Source organism: Microbacterium sp. GQ128 (assembly GCF_059758615.1).
This window is the reverse complement of the sequence record NZ_JCAXDY010000002.1, coordinates 619,897-636,109: the sequence shown is the minus strand read 5'-3', so window position 1 is coordinate 636,109 and position 16,213 is coordinate 619,897. Positions and strand designations below refer to the sequence as shown.

Below are 16,213 nucleotides of genomic sequence, written 5' to 3'. Positions count from 1 at the left end.
TGTTGGAAGTTCTCTGGTTGGGAAGTTCGTTGTGGTGGATCTCCGCTGTGGTGCGGAAATCCGCGGCGATCAGGGAAACCTGAGTCGCGATGGCTCAACTGTACGCCTGGCCCTTGACCGTGTCAAATCAACTTGATACGAGTCGACTCAAGTTTGCGGAACGCGCGCTCGGGAGCCTTCTGCGCCTGATCGGAACCTGCGCTCCGAGCTGCGGATCAGAAGGGCGCCGGGGCATGTCCCTCGACGAACGTGACGGCATTCTGAGGTTGCGGTCGATCGATGTAGACCCTGCCCGTCGGGCTCGTCCACGCGTAGGTGCCGTCGCCGAGCGCCTCGACGACCCATGGGGAATGGTGTTTGAGCACGTGGTGGCGGCGACACAGATGGCCCAGGTTTCTCGAGGTGGTCGGGCCGCCGTGGGCGGCGTCGTGATGATGGTCGATATCGCACTCGCGTGCCGCGTGCCCGCAGGTCGGGAATCGGCAGCGTTGATCGCGTGCCCGCAGATACCGTTTCAGTTCGGAACCGGGCCGATAGCGATCGACCGCGAGGAGCGCCCCGGTGATCGGGTGGGTGAGGATCCGATCCCACCCGGACGCGGCACCCGCAAGAGCTTTCGCCGTGCCGGCGTCGATCGGCGTGCGCCCATCGAGTTCGGCCGGCATCGAACCTTGTCCCATCAGGGTCGTGACCGGAACGGTGACCGAGACCGATCCGCGGATCGCAGCGAGGAGCCCGTCGATCGTGTCGTGTCCGGCGGGAGCGCCCGTCAGCAGCAGGTCGAGAGCGAGGTCGGCGCGGAGCTGCGCGGTGGTGCGCTGATCGCGTTCCGACTGTTCCTGCGCGCACTCTGCCTCCTGCGCCGAATCCGGCTCCGGAGACCCCGGCTTCTTCACCTCCTGCGCCATCTGCGTCAGTCGCTCGAAGACACCATGAACGAGCGCGGACGGGCCGAGCAGCCCGAGTTGCGACATCCCATCGCCGACGTCTTTCACCCACACCGACCGCTTCTCCCGCGCATCCCGGTGCCGCTCGTCGACCGATCGCGACTGGAACCGCTCCGCGACCCGCCGCCCGTGCCGTGACACCCGGTTCGGGGATTCCGACTCGGCGAACGGGACCATCTCGGCGGAGTAGGCCGCTCGATCCCCTGCTTCGTCCAGATGCTCTGCCGCATCGCAGATCGCCCGCGCATGCGCGGCGCTGATTCGGCCGGCTCCCTGGGCGGCCCACACCAGCGGGAAGCGCTCCACTCTCCACACCGCGTCGGTCATCCGCGCCTGCACCGTGCGGTCGCTGAGCCGCAGCGCCGCCGCCATCTCGGCCGCGACCGTGCGAGCCGCGAGGTCGCCGAAATCGGGATGGGCCGCCTCGTCGGCCACCTGCAGCGCCAGCCGGGAACCGACCGCGAGAACGCCGTCGCGCGCGGCCTGCAGACTGCTGATGGTGCGCTCCAACCCGACGAGCATGTCGGTGAGCTCGCCGAGCGTCTTCATCTGCTCGACCGTCGCATCCACCATTGCTGCCATATCCCGAGTCAACCAGGGGCCACCGACATTCAAACGCCCAGATCAGAGCGAGAAAACGAAATACCGATATGCGGTCGGGAAAGAGGCGCTCAGCCCTGTTCGATCGCCCGGAGCCACACCCGCCGGTGTTCCCGGACGTACCGCAGAGCCCTCGCCCAGTGGTCGCCGTGACCGCTCGCGTACATCGACGCCCAGGGCCCCTCCCCCGTCGAACGCGCACCCTCGAGGAGCGCGAGCATCGCCGCCGTCCGCTCCTCCATCGCCTGCGGCAGGTCACGCCGCAGGGCGGGGTTTGCGCCGTAACCGTCGACGATCGCCGCGAGATCGCCGGCCGCGCCCTCCGCATCGCGCTCGACGTCGGACAGGGTGAACGCCTGCGCTGCATAAGCGAGATCCCAGAGCCGGGTGCTCGGGGCGGACGCATCCCAGTCGATGAAGACCCATCGGTCCCCGATGACGAGGTTCCAGGGGCCGAGATCGTTGTGGCACACGATCTCGGCCGCCGGGGCGGGGATCGCGGTCCGCCACACGGCGTTCTGCGGAGGCACATAGTGAGCGCTCGCGTCATGGATCCGCCGGATCATCGAGCCGACCCGGCGCAGGTCGTCCGCGGACAGCGGAGCGCACGAGATCCCGAGCCTGCCAGGGACGAATTCGACGACCTGCCGCCCTTGCTCGTCTCGGCCGCGCGGTTCCGGAGCATCGACTCCCGCCGCCCGCAGCACCGTGACGAAATGGCTGACGCTCGGGGTGGCATCCGACCACGCTTTGCGCACGGTATCGCCGATGCGCACCACCGTCCCGCTCGCGTTCCCCCCTGTCAGCACCTCTTCGTCCACGCGTCGACGTTAGCGCAGCGCCTCGACGAGCATCCGACCACACGTTCCCGGACGCGATACTTGACCCTGACACTGTGGCAGACGGGAGAACAGAGACATGTTGTCCATCGGAGCGTTCGCGCAGATCGGCCAGGTGACCCACCGCATGCTGCGGCACTGGGACACGGCCGGCCTGCTCGTCCCCGCCCACGTGGACGAGTTCAGCGGCTACCGCTCCTACGACCCCTCGCAACTGGATCGGCTGCATCGGATCGTCGCCCTGCGTCAGCTGGGCTTCGGGCTCGATGACATCTCGTCGATCCTCGACCGGGGAGTCGACGCCGATCGCATCGCCTCCCTGCTGCGGATCCGCCGCGCAGAGGTCGAGCTGGAGCACCGGGTCGCCGCAGAGAGACTCGTCGACGTGGAACGGCGCCTCCACCTCATCGAGAAAGAGAACCACATGTCCCGGATCGAGATCGTCGACAAGCCCCTCCCCGCCGTCCGCCTCGCCGCCATCCGCACGGTCGTCCCCGACCAGCCTTCGGTCGCCGGCGTGGTCGGCCCATCGTTCGACGCAGTGGCTGCGATCATCGGCGACGAGCACTCGCTCTCCACCCCGATCGCCCAGTACGAGACTCTCGACGACGGCCTGCAGGTGACGACCGGGTACGTGTACACCGGACCCGCACACGACGGATTCGAGATCATCGAGCTTCCGGCCGCAGACGACGCGGTGTGCGGCATCCATCTCGGCTCGGTGGACCGCATCTCCGAGAGCTGGCACGGCATCCACTCCGAGATCTTCGCCCGCGGTCTGGTGCACGACGGGCCGTGCCGAGAGCTCTACGTGCGCGCCGTGTCGGATGATCAGTCGGACTGGGTCACCGAGCTGCAGCAGCCGGTCAGACGCGGCTGAGGTCGCTAGGCTGACCGGCATGACGTGGACCGCCTCCGCCACCCGCCGCATCGGCACCGCAGCCGCCATCGTGACGCTCGCGATCCTGCCGCTGAGCGGATGCCTGTACTCGCAGATCCCGGTCGCGTCACCCTCCGAGGCGCCGTCGCCCGGCACGGAGACCGACGAGACGGAAGCGCCGGTCGGAGGGACGACGCTGAGCTTCGACGAAGGCCTCGAACTCTCGAACGACGCGTACATCGAGTGGGGCGACGGATTCCTCGCCGACGAGCGGTGGGAGACGATCTCGCCCGACGACGGCAACGGCGGCTGGACGTACGGCACGGCCGACGGCACCTGCACGGTGCGGTTCTGGCAGGGGCACATGACCGATGTCCCCGTGGTCGAAGGCGACGACAGCGCATCGTCGGATGCCATCCTCGGCGTGCTGCTGGAGACCCCGACGGCCGACATCACCCCCGTCGCGACCACCGGCGAGTTCAGCTATATGACGGGCGGGACCGGCGGCGTCGAGATGCGTCAGGTCAGCGCCGTGGAGGGTTCCCGCTCCTGGCTCATGGCTGCGCGCGCGTTCACGCAGACCGGAGTCGGCCTCTACACGATCGTGGACTGCACCGCCAACGACGCGGAGAAGATCATGGATGCCGTCAACGAGGCGAACGCGATCGTCGTCACGCCCTGATCGCCACACCCTCCCCTCGAAGGCGATTCACTTGCCGCCGGGAGGACCGACCAGCAGCAGGATGACGTACAGCGCCACGATGCCGACGGCCAGCAGCAGCGCGAGAACCCAGGGCCGGCGCAGGAACCACCGCATCAGCCGGTCGTACCAGCGGCGATCCCGCGGGTCGCCCGTGGCCTCCAGCCGCCAGGCACCATCGAGACGCCCGGTGCGATGCAGCCAGATCTCCATCGGGATCGTGGCGTACGGCACCACGGCGCTGACCACCGCGAGCACGCCGACGCCAGGGTGCCACCGCTGGTTCAGCGCGACCAGGATCGCCGTCGCCCCGTAGGCGAGGAACACGAATCCGTGGATGCCACCACCCACCGTCACCACGACCCCGGGCGCACCGACGGCGCGGGCGATGATCGCGGCGATCAGGATCGTCCAGGTGATCGCCTCCGCGATCGCGAGAACTCGGAACAGGCGGTCGGGGGTGCGGAACACGGGTCTCCTCGGGTGGGGGTCCTCCCACCGTATCCGGCGGTCATCGCCGTCGAATCAACCGAATGGTTGAGACCGGCGTGACAACGGGGGCGCTTCGCGCTTCGAAAGAGCTCGACTGCGGAATATCACGCTGTGCGGAGGCGTTGCCGAAGGCATGGTGACAGTGGACGCGGACGCGATCTCGCAGGTGCTCGGCGCCGTCGACCTCCGCGTCGGCATCGGCCGCCGGACGACTCTCGCCCCCGGTGCGCTGCTGCCGATCCCGACCGGCGCCATCACCCTCGTGTACATCGTCGACGGCGGTGTGCACGGGCATCCTCCGCTCGGCGACGGCTGCCGCCTCGACGTCGACCCGGAGTCGCATCGCCTCACGGTCGACCCGGCCAGCCGCCGCGATCTCCTCGTCGCGGGCGACGCGTTCCTCACGCTCGGCCGCACGCCGTTCGCACTGGAAGCCCAGGGCGACACGAGCCTCATGATCGCCGAGATCGTGCTCGCGGATGCGGCGTCACCGCTGCCCGCGCTGCTTCCGCCGTTCCTGACGGTCACCGGCTTCGACGCCATCGAGCCGGCCGCCGCCGCACTCGCCCTGAACATGGGCGTCGTCGACCACACGGTGGAGCCGGCGCGTCAGGGCGACCCGGTCATCTGCCGCATGATGGCGACGACCGTGCTGCTGTCGGTCATCCGCGCCTGGGCGGCGAACGGCTGCGCACCGGCGGGCTGGCCGTCGCTGTCGAACGACCCGTTCCTCGACCGCGTCGTCGACGCCATCCACGAGGAGCCCGGTCGCGACTGGACGGTCGAGCGCCTCGCCGGCATCGGCGCCATGTCGCGGTCGACCTTCGCCGAGCGGTTCCGCAACGCGGTCGGCCGCTCCCCCGCGGACTACGTCACCGAGGTGCGGGTGGATGCGGCGAAGCGGATGCTCGACGCCGGGCGAAGCGTGTCGGAGATCTCCCGCGAGCTGGGCTACGCCTCGGATGAGGGGTTCAGCCGCGCGTTCCGCCGCCGCACCGGCCTGACCCCCTCGTCGTGGCGGATGGCCAACCGGATCCCCGTCTCCGCCTGACGCCGTCGCGCCCGACCGTCCCGTCCGCCCCGTCCGCCCCGTCCCGGCCCGCCCCATCCCGGCCCGTCCCATCCCGCCCCGTCACGTCACAACTTCGGAGATACGGCGAGACACGCCGCCGTCGCGGCCCCCACCCCGGCGCGTCGCCCTCGATCTCCGAAGTTGTGCACGCACGAGGAAGCGAGAGTGGCGGGGCGGGCCGGCGGCAGCGGGTCGGAGCACACCCGGTCAGGCGCGACTGCTGACCCGGTTCGACACCCCGAAGAGCACGGCACCCGCGAGCAGCGCAGACGCACCCAGCACGTAGACCAGCTCGACGTTCAGGGTGTCGACGAGCAGTCCGCCCACGCCCGCGGCCAGGGTGATCGCGCCCTGGAACCCCACGACCACGAGGCTCCCGCCGGCCTCGAGCCGATCCGGCATCCGGTGTCCGACCCAGGTGTTGGCGACGATCAACCAGGACGAGAAGAAGAAGCCCCACACCACCACCACAATGCCCACGCCCAGGATCGAGCCGGAGAACAGGATCATCGAGATCACGGACACGGCGATCACCAGCGGCGCGAACACCGCGAAGAAGGCGAACGTGCGGTCGATCACGAGACCGATCGTGATGTTGCCGAGCAGGCCGCCGACGCCGAACAGCGCGAGCAGCACCACGATCGTGGAGGCATCGACCTCGGGAATGCGCTCCAGCGCCAGACGCACGTAGGTGTAGGCGAGGAAGTGGCCCAGCACGACGAGCACGTGCCCGATCATCCCGAGCCCGATTCCCGGCCGGCGCAGGGTGTCGACGAGGAGCCGCAGGCTCGACGCGCGTTCGGCCGGCACCGACGGCAGCGCGAAGCGCAGCACCACCGCGAGCACGACCATGAACCCGCCGGCGAGGGCGAAGACCATCCGCCAGTCGACCAGTTCGCTCAGCATCACACCCAGCGGCACGCCCGCCACCGTGGCCAGCGAGACTCCGGCCGAGGTGAACATGACCCCGCGGCCGAGGTTCTCCGGGCCCGCGAGCCGGGCGGCGACCGTGATCGACATCGCCCAGAAGGCGCTGATCGCGGCCCCCAGCAGGAAACGCGCCAGCAGCACGATGATCAGGTTCGGCGAGATCGCCACGATGAGGTTCGACACCGCCGCGGCGAGCGCCATCCACACGAGCAGCGACCGCCGGTCGAGGCGCGGGAAGATGAGTCCGACCGTCGGCGCGACGACGAGGCCGACGAGAGCCGTGACCGTCACGGTCTGGCCGGCCTGGCCGGGGGTGACGCCGAGGCCATCAGCCATCTCCGTCAGCACGCCGTTGGGGAGGAACTCGGCCGTGACCAGCAGGAAGCCCATCAGCATCAGCACGATGAGTCCGCCGTAGCGGATGCGGGTGACGGCCGTGGCCGGCACGGTGGGGACGGGCGCTGTGGTGGTCATGGTTCCACGGTCGCAGCATCCGGATGCCGCCGCCCGACCGGTCGTCCGCCGCAACCGACCGATCGTCCGATCGCCCCGGCACCACCGGCACACCGATCTCCCAGCCGGAGCTTGCAGAGTGTGAGCATGCGGGATCGGGGAGGGGCACGGCGGCGGATGCTGCACGGTGCCGCCATCGTCACAGCGATCATGTTCGTCTCCGGGTGCACGCCGCCCGCGGCAGGACCGGACGACTGGGCCCTGGAACCGATCTCGTTCCAGAACTCCTTCGTCGGCACCGGACCGCAGGCCACGCCGGCCGGTCCGCCGACCGACCGGACATACGGGATGCACGTGCTGTCGTCCGACGGGGCCGGCGGGTTCTGGACCGCATCCTCCGGGTCATGGCTGCACGTCGGGGCCGATGGCGAGACACTCGCCAGGTTCGACACCGAACCCGGCGACCCCCTGTCGCGGATCGGGGCGATGGCGCCGCTGTCGCCGACCGAGCTGGTCGTGCTGCAGGGCGATCGCGTCCATGTGATGCCGATGCTCTCGGTGCTCGACACCACGACCATGACGGTTCGTGATCTGCCGGGCGACACCGTCGGCGACGAGGGCGACCTCGACTTCGGGGACTTCGAGTTCGGCGACGTCGCCGTGCACGACGGCGACGCGATCGTGGTGCGCTACCAACCGCGCCCTCCCGACGACTACCTCGACTACGAGGTGCTGCGCGTCGACCTCGACAGTGGAGCCAGGACCCTGCTGCACAGCGGCCCGGTCGAGATCGACGAGGCTCCGAGCGCTCGGCCCGGCGTTCCACCGATCGGCATCGACGTCGACGACGCCGGGCGCGTGTATCTCGCGACCCCGACCGCACGGATCGTGCTCGCCGCCGACGGCACGGAGCTGAGCCGCGAGCCGCAGGTCGCCGACCACCCGCTCGTCGCCGTCGCTCCCGACGGCACAGCCCTGTGGTGGGGCGGAGAGCCCGAGCAGAGCGACGCGCAGGGCGTGATCGTCGGCGGCTCCTCGGAAGCGCGAGCGGCGGTCGAGCCCCGCATGCGCTGCGATGCGACGTCGAGCGACGGCACCCGCCTCCGCAGCGATGCCCTGCGCCTCAGCGACTCCGGCGGACAGCATCCACTCCCCTTCCTGTGCGGCGCGAACGCCGCCGCGTGGACGGGCGGTTCCTGGGTGGTCGCGACCGGCGGCGAGGGCGACGGCGTCGTGATCCGACTCACGCCGCCCGGCGGGAACTGACACTCACCTCTGGACACATCCGGCGGCGACCCCCTATGCTCGACGACGCACCGGGACGAGCCCGGGAAGCCCGACCGGAAGGAGCCGAGGACATGAACATCGTCGTTGTCGCGCTCACCGCCGACCACCTTCCCCTCGAGGCCACCCGCTCCTGATCCTGGCGTGGCCTCCTGCTCCCGGAGCCACACCTTGTCTGAACTCTTCGCTTCCTCGGAAGCCGCGTCCTTCGACGCATCCTTCGACGCATCCTCGTTCGATTCCCTCGAAACCGAACTCTCCTTCGCCGACGTCGATCCCGGAGAAGGTCAGCGCTGGTCCACGTGGCCGGCGATCACCCCGTCCGAGCGCGGCCCCGAGCCGTGGCCGGCGTGGGTGGTGACCTCGGCGGGCGCGCTCGACACCGAGCGCGGCATCCTCAAGACCGGCAAGGAGGCCGACGTCTTCCTGCTGGAACGCGCAGTGCCGGACGACCCCACCCAGCGCACACTGCTGGCGGCGAAGCGCTACCGCAGCGCGGAGCACCGCAGCTTCCATCGCTCTTCGGTGTACACCGAGGGCCGCAGCACCCGGAACACCCGCGACACCCGAGCCCTCGCGAAGAAGTCGGAGCACGGTCGCGCGGTCGCCGCGGCACAGTGGTCGTTCGCCGAGTTCGAGGCGCTGTGCCGGATGTGGGAGCTCGGCGCACCGGTGCCTTATCCGGTGCAGGTCAACGGCACCGAGCTGCTGATGGAGTTCCTCGGCGACGCCGACGGCACGGCCGCACCCCGCCTGGCCCAGGTGCGCAGCGACCGTGTCGAGCTGCGGGAGTACTACGCCCAGGTGGTCGAGCTGATGCGGATCTTCGCCGCGGCCGGCTTCGCCCACGGCGACCTGTCGGCCTACAACCTGCTCGTGCACGAGGGGCGGGTGCGTGTGATCGACCTGCCCCAGATCGTCGACATCATCGCGAACCCGCAGGGGCTCGACCTGCTGCACCGCGACTGCGTGAACATCTGCGACTGGTTCGCCCGCCGCCGCGTCGACTGCGACGCCGAGGAGCTGTTCGCCGAGCTGCTCGCGGCCTCGTACACGTGATCCGGGCCGCCCCTGCCCGTTCCGGTCGCAGTTGCTGCCGCCGGTGCCTGTTCCGGTCGCAGTTGGTGCCGCCGGATCGGCCGTCGGGCGGCACGAAGTGCGACCGGAACAGACGGGTCAGTCTCGTGGGCTAGGCGGCGAGGCGGGCGGCCAGCAGCGTCACGAGCTCGTACACGACGTGGCTCGCGGCGATGCCGGTCATCTGCGCGTGGTCGTAGGCGGGCGACACCTCGACCACATCCGCGCCGACGATGTCCTGCGAGGACAGGGCACGCAGGATCCGCAGCAGCTCGCGGCTCGTCAGCCCGCCCGCCTCGGGGGTGCCGGTACCGGGCGCGTGGGCGGGGTCGAGCACGTCGATGTCGATCGACACGTACAGCGGCTTGTCGCCGATGCGCTGCAGGATGCGGGCGATGCCGGCCTCGACCCCGTGCTCCTCGATGTACTCGCTCGACACGATCGAGAAGCCCAGGCGCTCGTCGTCTTCGAGGTCCTGCTTCGAGTACAGGGGTCCGCGCGTGCCGACGTGGCAGCTTGCGGTGAGGTCGATCAGCCCCTCCTCGCTCGCGCGGCGGAAGGGGGTGCCGTGCGTGATCGGAGCTCCGAAGTAGGTGTCCCACGTGTCGAGGTGCGCGTCGAAGTGCAGCACCGCGACCGGACCGTGCTTCGCCGCGACCGCCCGCAGCAGCGGCAGGGCCACCGTGTGGTCGCCGCCGATCGTGACGATGCGCTGCACCTGCTCGCCGAGTGCCAGCGCCGCGCGCTCGACCTCGGTCACCGCCTCGGTCAGGTCGAACGGGTTGACCGGGATGTCACCGGCATCCACCACCTGCGCGATCGCGAACGGCGACACGTCCTGCGCCGGGTTGTACGGGCGCAGCAGTCGCGAGGACTCGCGCACGTGCGACGGACCGAACCGCGTACCCGGTCGGTAGCTCACGCCGGAGTCGAAGGGGATGCCGACGACGGCGATGTCGGCACGCGGCACGTCTTCGATCCGCGGCAGCCGCGCGAAGGTCGCGATGCCGGAGTAGCGGGGGTTCACGGACGCATCGATGGGGCCCACGTTCTCGGTCATTGCTCGTTCCTGTTCGTCGGGGAGGGTCAAGTCGGGGAGGATTCGTCGGATGCTGGTTCTCAGAGGGCGTGCTGCGGGATGTGCACCAGCTGCACGCCGCCCTCGGCGATCGCGGCGCGGATGCTCGACCCGATGTCGTCGCGCCGTTCCACGCGACGCCCGGTCGCACCGAAGGCCGTGGCGAGGGCCGCCCAGTCGGGCTGCACCAGGTCGACGCCGATCGGGGTCATGCCACGGTCGACCTCGTTCTGCCGGATCTCGGCGTAGCCGCCGTTGTCGACGCACACGACCGTGACGTCGAGGCGCTGCTCGACCGCGGTCACCAGCTCGTTCACGCAGAACATCAGAGCACCGTCGCCGATCACCGTCACGACCGGGTGCTCGGTCTGCGCGACCCGTGCGCCGATCGCGGCGGGAAGCCCGTAGCCCAGGGTCGCGTACGTGGGCGTGTACAGGAGGGAGTGCGGATGCTCCGCCTGCAGCACACTGCCGAGCGCCATGTACACGATCTGGGACGAGTCGCCCGCGACGATCGCGTCGTCGGGCAGGGCGTCGGCGATGATCTCGGCGAGCGCGACCGTCTCGGGGGCGGTCTCGCGCATCTCGGCGTCGATCGCGGCGCGGTCGGCGGTGAGCTCGCGCGGCGAACGCGTCTCGGCGGGGAGCATCTCCAGAAGAGCGCCCGAGACCGCCGCCGCGTCACCCGTGAGCCCCACGGTCGCGATCAGGTTCTTGTCGCGCTGCGCGGGCGAGATGTCGATGCGGATCACCGCGCCACGGGCCTCGAGCCGCGGCGCCCAGAGCTCGGCCTCGCCGAGCTTCGAGCCGACCACGAGCAGCACGTCGGCGTCTTCCGCCACCGCCCGGGCCGCGGCGAGACGCAGGTTCGAGCCGAGCGAGAGCGGATGCCGCTCGTCGACCACGCCCTTGCCGTTCAGGGTCGTCAGCACGGGGGCGCCGAGGCGCTCGGCGAGGGACGTGACCTCGTGCGCAGCATCCACCGCTCCCCCGCCGGCGACGATCACCGGGTTCTTCGCGGAGGCGAGCAGCCGTGCCGCCTCGGCGAGTGCGGACGGATCCCCGGAGACCCGCGCGGGGACCGGACGCGGCCGCCGCGCTTCGGCGGGGACATCGGCCGGCGCCTCCAACACGTCGAGCGGGATCTCGATGTGCACCGGGCGCGGGCGACCGGTGCGGAACAGGGCGAAAGCGTCGTGCACGGCCTCGACCGCCTCGGCGGCGCTGGTCACCCGGCGCGACCACTCGGCGATCGCGCCGACCATGGCCGTGGCATCCTTCGTCTCGTGCAGGGTGCCCACGTCGGCGAACTCCGCCCCGAGCGGCACTCCGGGCGAGAGGACGATGAGCGGCCGCGACTCGCAGAACGCCGTGCCGATCGCGCTCATCGCGTTCTGCAGGCCGGGGCCGGAGGTCGTGATGACCACGCCGGGCAGACCGGTCTGCTGCGCCCAGCCGTCGGCACCGTAACCGGACCCCTGCTCGTGACGGTTCGTCACGGCGCGGATGCCGAGGTCGGCGAGCGGCCGGTAGAGCTCGAGGTTGTGGGTGCCGGGGATGCCGAAGATCGCGGTCACGCCGTAGGCGCGGATCGTCTCCAGCACGGCGCGTCCGGCGGTGTCGGCGTACTGCTCGGCCGGGGTGGTGTCGTTGCTCATCGTGTCATCCTCACACCCGGTGACGGCGCGTGCCGTCGACCCAGGTCTCGCGCACCGTGATCGCCGAGATCTCCTCGGCGGGAGCTGCCAGCGGGTCACCCGAGAGCACCGCGAAGTCGGCGTACTTGCCGACCTCGAGCGAACCCAGGTCGTCTTCGCGGCCGATCGACACGGCACCCTCGATCGTGTGGGCGCGGAGGGCGGCGAGCGCGGAGACCCGCAGGTCGTCGGGGCCGAGCTTGTGTCCACGGCGGGTGACGCGGGTGACCGCGGTCTGGATGGCTTCGAGCGGGATGGGCTCGGCGACCGGAGCATCCGACGAGATCGTGAACGGGACGCCCGCACGCTCGAACTCGCCCAGCGGGTTGAAGCGCTCACCCGGGGTGCCGATGGCCTCCTCCACGCCCTCGCCCCAGTTGAAGTAGTGCTGGGTCTGGTTGACCGGACGGATGCCGGCGACGGCCATCCGTCCGATCTGCTCGGGCGTCGGCAGGCCGCAGTGCTCGATGCGGTGGCGGGCGTCGGCATCCGGATGTTCGGCGAGCGCGGCCTCGATCGCCGACACGACCATCTCGATCGCGATGGGCGATTGCGCGTGTGTCGCGGTCTGCAGCCCCGCGGCGTGCGCCTTGCTGATGAGCCCGGCATACTCGGCCGGCTCGTGGTAGAGCTGCCCGGTGCGGCAGGGGTCGCCCACGTAGCCGTCGGGGAAGTACGCGGTCCAGCCGCCGAGCGTGCCGTCGGCGTAGAACTTGATGCCGGCGAAGCTGAGGTGTGCGTTGCCGAACTGACCGACGAGGCCCATCTCGAGCGCCTCGTCGAGCAGGTGCGAGAGCAGGTACATCGACACGCGCAGCTCGAGGCGTCCGGCCTCGGCGAGGCGCAGGTACATGTCGAACTCGCGCCGCGTGACCTGGCAGTCGCCGATCGAGGTGACACCGCCGGCCAGGAAGCGCTGGGTCGCGGCGTCCAGCTGGCGAAGGTGCTCCTCCGGCTCGTCGGCGAGGTGGAAGTTCGGGCCGTGGTGACCGATCTTCACGCCGTGCACACCCGTGAGGATGTTGCACGCCGCATCCGACAGCTCGCCGGTCAGCTCGCCGTCCGCGTCGCGGAAGAACTCGCCGCCCTCGGGATTCGGGGTGTCGCGGTCGACACCGTTGATCTCCAGCGTGTGGGAGTTCACGACCCCACCGTGGCCCGACGCGTTCATGAGGTACACCTCGCGGTCGGCCGCCACCTCGTCGAGCTCGAAGCGGGTGGGGTGCCGCTTCTCGGCCAGGTTGCGCTGCTCGTAGCCGTAGCCGCGCACCGGGCGCCCCTCGGGGAGCTCGGCCGCCGCCGCCTTCAGCAGCGCCACGATCTCGGGGATGCTGCCGGCCTTCTCCGGCCCGCAGTCCACCCAGCTCATCATCTGCCCGAACATGAGCGGATGCGCGTGGGCGTCGACGAAGCCGGGGACGACGACCGCGTCCCCCAGGTCGATGCGTTCCGGAGAGAGCCCACCCCGATCGGCCGCCGCCTCGCACTCGGTGAGGGTGCCGATCGCGAGGATCCGCCCGCGGTCGGTCAGCATCGCCGTGGCCGTGGTGGCCGCGGCATCCGCGGTGTGGATGGCGTGCGCGGTCAGGAGGAGGGGAGCCGTCTGAGCCGAGCGGTCGAAGGGGGTGAGCTTTCTCATGGGGAACCTGTTCGCGGTCGTGGCGTGCGGTGGAGGAGGCGGTGCCGGTCAGGGCAGGCGGTTCGCCGTCGTGTCCGTACGCGCGGTGAAGGACGCCGTCACGGGAGCCTCGTCGGAGTGCTGCGGCGCGAGACGCGTGCAGATGCCGGCGATGACAGCCATCCCGATGAACATCGCGATGACCGACCAGATGCTGCCGGTCCAGGCGATGAGCTGCGTCGCGAACCAGGGCGAGAACCCGGCCCAGACCGCCGCACCCACGCCGTAGGAGAGCGCGATCGAGGTGTAGCGGGCCTGCGGGCGGAACATCTGCGAGAGCAGAGCGGCGATCGGGGCGTAGGTCGCGCTCATCGCGATGCGCACCAGCGAGGCGAACAGGAAGATGAGCGGCTCGATGCGTCCGGGCAGGATCAGCAGGAACGGCACGAACGTGAGCACCGAGGTGATCAGGCCGATGTACATGACGTTCTTGCGGCCCCACTTGTCGCCCAGCCAGGCGACCGGGAGCGTCACCACGAACTCCACGAAGGACGCGATCGTCATGGCGTCGAGGATGACCTGCTCGCTGATCGCGACCGTGTCGCCGGTGGCGTACGCCGTGGCGAAGGTGGTGGCCAGGTAGTAGCCGCCGGTCGAGATCGGCAGGATGCCGATGCCGAGGAGGATCGGACGCCAGTTGGTGCGCAGCGCGAAGGCCAGCGGCATCGACTGCTTGCGGCCCTCGACCTTCGCCTCGAAGACCGGGGTCTCCTCGACGCGGTAGCGCACCCAGAAGCCGACGCCGACCAGCACGATCGACAGCAGGAACGGGATGCGCCAGCCGCCGTTGATGATGAAGTCGTCGCCCATGCGGGTCATGATCGCGAAGATGCCGGAGGCCAGCAGCGCACCGGCCGGGTTGCCGAGCTGCGTGAAGCCGCCGTAGAAGGTCTTGGACTTCTCGGGAGCGTGCTCGACGCTCATGAGCACCGCGCCGCCCCATTCGCCGCCGACCGCGAGACCCTGCACCGCGCGGAGCAGGATCAGGAGGATCGGGGCGAGGATGCCGATGTTCTCGTAGGTCGGGAGGCAGCCGACGAGTACCGTGGCCGCGCCCATCATCAGCAGTGTGATGACGAGCGACGTGCGCCGGCCGAGCTTGTCGCCGATGTGGCCGAAGATGATGCCGCCGAGGGGGCGGACGAGGAAGGCGACCGCGAAGGTCGCGAAGGCCGCTGCGGTCTCGGCCAGCCGGTCGCCGCTCGGGAAGAACAGCGGACCGAAGACGAGCGCCGCGGCGGTCGCGTAGACGTAGAAGTCGTACCACTCGATGGTGGTGCCGACGAAGGCGGCGATGCCGGCACGGCGTGCCCGGCTGTGCGTGCCGCTGGTGGGGGTAGTGGTCATGAGGGTGCCCGCTCCTTTGCGGAAGATGTCGGATAGCGAAGGATGCTACGGCGGCACAGGACGGTCGGCAAGGGCAGAACTCCAGCGAGAACGAGTATTCACTGAGTATCTGATCGTCGTTTCGTGCAATGCGTGCCTTCCCCACGGCCTCGCCCCCTCTTACACTGAACATGCGCGCGGCGAAGCGTGCGATCGCGGGAAACTGAGGAAATGGGCGGAACCATGGATTTCGACGCCGAACTGATCCGTGCGCTGCAGGAAGACGGTCGCGCCAGCATCCTCTCCCTCGCCCAGCGACTCGGGCAGTCGCGGGCCGCCGTCGCGGCACGGCTGCGCACGATGCTCGCCGACCGGACGGTACGGGTCGTGGCCGCCGTCGATCCCGTGTTCCTCGGGCAGCATGTGCTCGCCCACATCTCCATCCGCACCGACGGCGCGGTCGAGCTCGTCGCCGAGCACCTGCGCGACATGAGCGAGACCGTGCTGGTGTCGGCGGTCGGTGGCGCGCACGATGTGGTCACCGAGGTGCGCGTCGGGTCGATGTCGGAGCTGCACGACCTGCTCGCCCTGATCCGCGCGATCGACGGCGTGCTCGACATCAGCACCATCATCTACTCGACCGTGATCAAGGGGTTCTTCGTCTCCGAGTACCACGGCGGCGTCACGCTCGACGCGATCGACGAGGCCCTGATCGAGCAGCTGCAGACCGACGGGCGCAAGAGCTTCCGCGCGCTGGGCGAGGAGGTGCGGCTCTCCCCCTCCGCCGTCGCCACCAGGGTGCAGCGGCTGATCGACGGCGGAGTGATCAAGATCAGTGCGGTCGAGGCGCGCGGCCTCGCCCACCGGCAGCTGTCGATGGGCGTGGGCATGACCCTCGGCGACGACGACGATGCCGTGATCGACGAACTGCGGCGCGGACGCGGGGTGGACTTCGCCGCGCGCACCCTCGGTCGATTCGACGCCGTGGCCACGCTGGTCGAGCCTTCGGCTGGGGCGCTGTACGCGAGCCTCGAGCGCCTGCGCGCGCTGCCCGGGGTGACGCGCATCGAGGCCTGGCTGCACCTCGCCGTACTCAAGGAGGACTACGCCCGCACGCTCCGGCCGCTCCGAACGGACTGAGCCGGCGGTGCCCGTCAAGG

The 16,213-nt window shown here is 70.1% G+C and carries 14 protein-coding genes; 6 read left to right on the top strand and 8 right to left on the bottom strand.

Annotated features, from left to right (window positions below):
* Positions 1 to 215: 215 nt before the first annotated feature.
* Positions 216 to 1,529, bottom strand: coding sequence for an HNH endonuclease signature motif containing protein (locus tag AC6CHX_RS09085; protein WP_498272538.1), 1,314 nt, complete (start codon positions 1,527 to 1,529; stop codon positions 216 to 218).
* An 89-nt stretch (positions 1,530 to 1,618) separates the two neighbouring features.
* Positions 1,619 to 2,368 carry a phosphotransferase gene (locus AC6CHX_RS09080; RefSeq protein WP_498272537.1) on the bottom strand — a complete coding sequence of 250 codons (750 nt, stop codon included), beginning with the start codon at positions 2,366 to 2,368 and terminating at the stop codon, positions 1,619 to 1,621.
* A gap of 97 nt (positions 2,369 to 2,465) precedes the next feature.
* Between AC6CHX_RS09080 and AC6CHX_RS09075 the strand changes: the two genes are divergently transcribed.
* On the top strand, positions 2,466 to 3,266 hold the full coding sequence (locus AC6CHX_RS09075; RefSeq protein WP_498272536.1) for a MerR family transcriptional regulator: 801 nt from the start codon (positions 2,466 to 2,468) through the stop codon (positions 3,264 to 3,266).
* Positions 3,267 to 3,285: 19 nt separating this feature from the next.
* Positions 3,286 to 3,948, top strand: a complete 663-nt coding sequence (locus tag AC6CHX_RS09070; protein ID WP_498272535.1) for a hypothetical protein — start codon at positions 3,286 to 3,288, stop codon at positions 3,946 to 3,948.
* A gap of 27 nt (positions 3,949 to 3,975) precedes the next feature.
* On the opposite strand, the gene AC6CHX_RS09065 is transcribed toward AC6CHX_RS09070, so the two are convergent.
* On the bottom strand, positions 3,976 to 4,437 hold the full coding sequence (locus AC6CHX_RS09065; protein WP_498272534.1) for a DUF3817 domain-containing protein: 462 nt from the start codon (positions 4,435 to 4,437) through the stop codon (positions 3,976 to 3,978).
* 154 nt (positions 4,438 to 4,591) lie between these two features.
* Between AC6CHX_RS09065 and AC6CHX_RS09060 the strand changes: the two genes are divergently transcribed.
* Positions 4,592 to 5,509, top strand: coding sequence for a helix-turn-helix domain-containing protein (locus AC6CHX_RS09060; protein WP_136042380.1), 918 nt, complete (start codon positions 4,592 to 4,594; stop codon positions 5,507 to 5,509).
* Positions 5,510 to 5,737: 228 nt separating this feature from the next.
* Here AC6CHX_RS09060 and AC6CHX_RS09055 read toward each other — a convergent pair whose 3' ends face one another.
* Positions 5,738 to 6,934, bottom strand: a complete 1,197-nt coding sequence (locus AC6CHX_RS09055; RefSeq protein ID WP_136042379.1) for an MFS transporter — start codon at positions 6,932 to 6,934, stop codon at positions 5,738 to 5,740.
* Between the two features lie 126 nt (positions 6,935 to 7,060).
* Here AC6CHX_RS09055 and AC6CHX_RS09050 point away from each other — a divergent pair, with 126 nt between their 5' ends.
* Both AC6CHX_RS09050 and AC6CHX_RS09045 read left to right on the top strand, forming a co-directional pair.
* Positions 7,061 to 8,179, top strand: coding sequence for a hypothetical protein (locus tag AC6CHX_RS09050; RefSeq protein ID WP_498272533.1), 1,119 nt, complete (start codon positions 7,061 to 7,063; stop codon positions 8,177 to 8,179).
* Positions 8,180 to 8,368: 189 nt separating this feature from the next.
* Positions 8,369 to 9,256: a serine protein kinase RIO gene (locus AC6CHX_RS09045; RefSeq protein WP_498272532.1), complete on the top strand. Its 888-nt coding sequence runs from the start codon at positions 8,369 to 8,371 to the stop codon at positions 9,254 to 9,256.
* Between the two features lie 130 nt (positions 9,257 to 9,386).
* Here the strand turns inward: AC6CHX_RS09045 and speB are convergent, their stop codons facing one another.
* Genes speB through AC6CHX_RS09025 form a run of 4 tightly spaced genes read right to left on the bottom strand, consistent with a single transcriptional unit; the run spans position 9,387 to position 15,074 of the window.
* Positions 9,387 to 10,334 carry an agmatinase gene (gene speB / locus AC6CHX_RS09040; protein WP_498272531.1) on the bottom strand — a complete coding sequence of 316 codons (948 nt, stop codon included), beginning with the start codon at positions 10,332 to 10,334 and terminating at the stop codon, positions 9,387 to 9,389.
* Between the two features lie 59 nt (positions 10,335 to 10,393).
* The gene (locus AC6CHX_RS09035; protein ID WP_498272530.1) at positions 10,394 to 12,010 is read right to left on the bottom strand and encodes a thiamine pyrophosphate-binding protein; all 1,617 of its coding nucleotides are present in this window, start codon (positions 12,008 to 12,010) and stop codon (positions 10,394 to 10,396) included.
* Between the two features lie 10 nt (positions 12,011 to 12,020).
* Positions 12,021 to 13,688, bottom strand: a complete 1,668-nt coding sequence (locus AC6CHX_RS09030) for an amidohydrolase (protein ID WP_498272529.1) — start codon at positions 13,686 to 13,688, stop codon at positions 12,021 to 12,023.
* Between the two features lie 48 nt (positions 13,689 to 13,736).
* Positions 13,737 to 15,074, bottom strand: a complete 1,338-nt coding sequence (locus AC6CHX_RS09025) for an MFS transporter (RefSeq protein ID WP_498272528.1) — start codon at positions 15,072 to 15,074, stop codon at positions 13,737 to 13,739.
* 210 nt (positions 15,075 to 15,284) lie between these two features.
* On the opposite strand from AC6CHX_RS09025, the gene AC6CHX_RS09020 reads away from it, so the two are divergent.
* Positions 15,285 to 16,193 (top strand): Lrp/AsnC family transcriptional regulator, encoded by a 909-nt coding sequence (locus tag AC6CHX_RS09020; RefSeq protein ID WP_452326293.1) that lies wholly within the window; start codon positions 15,285 to 15,287, stop codon positions 16,191 to 16,193.
* Positions 16,194 to 16,213 lie beyond the last annotated feature (20 nt).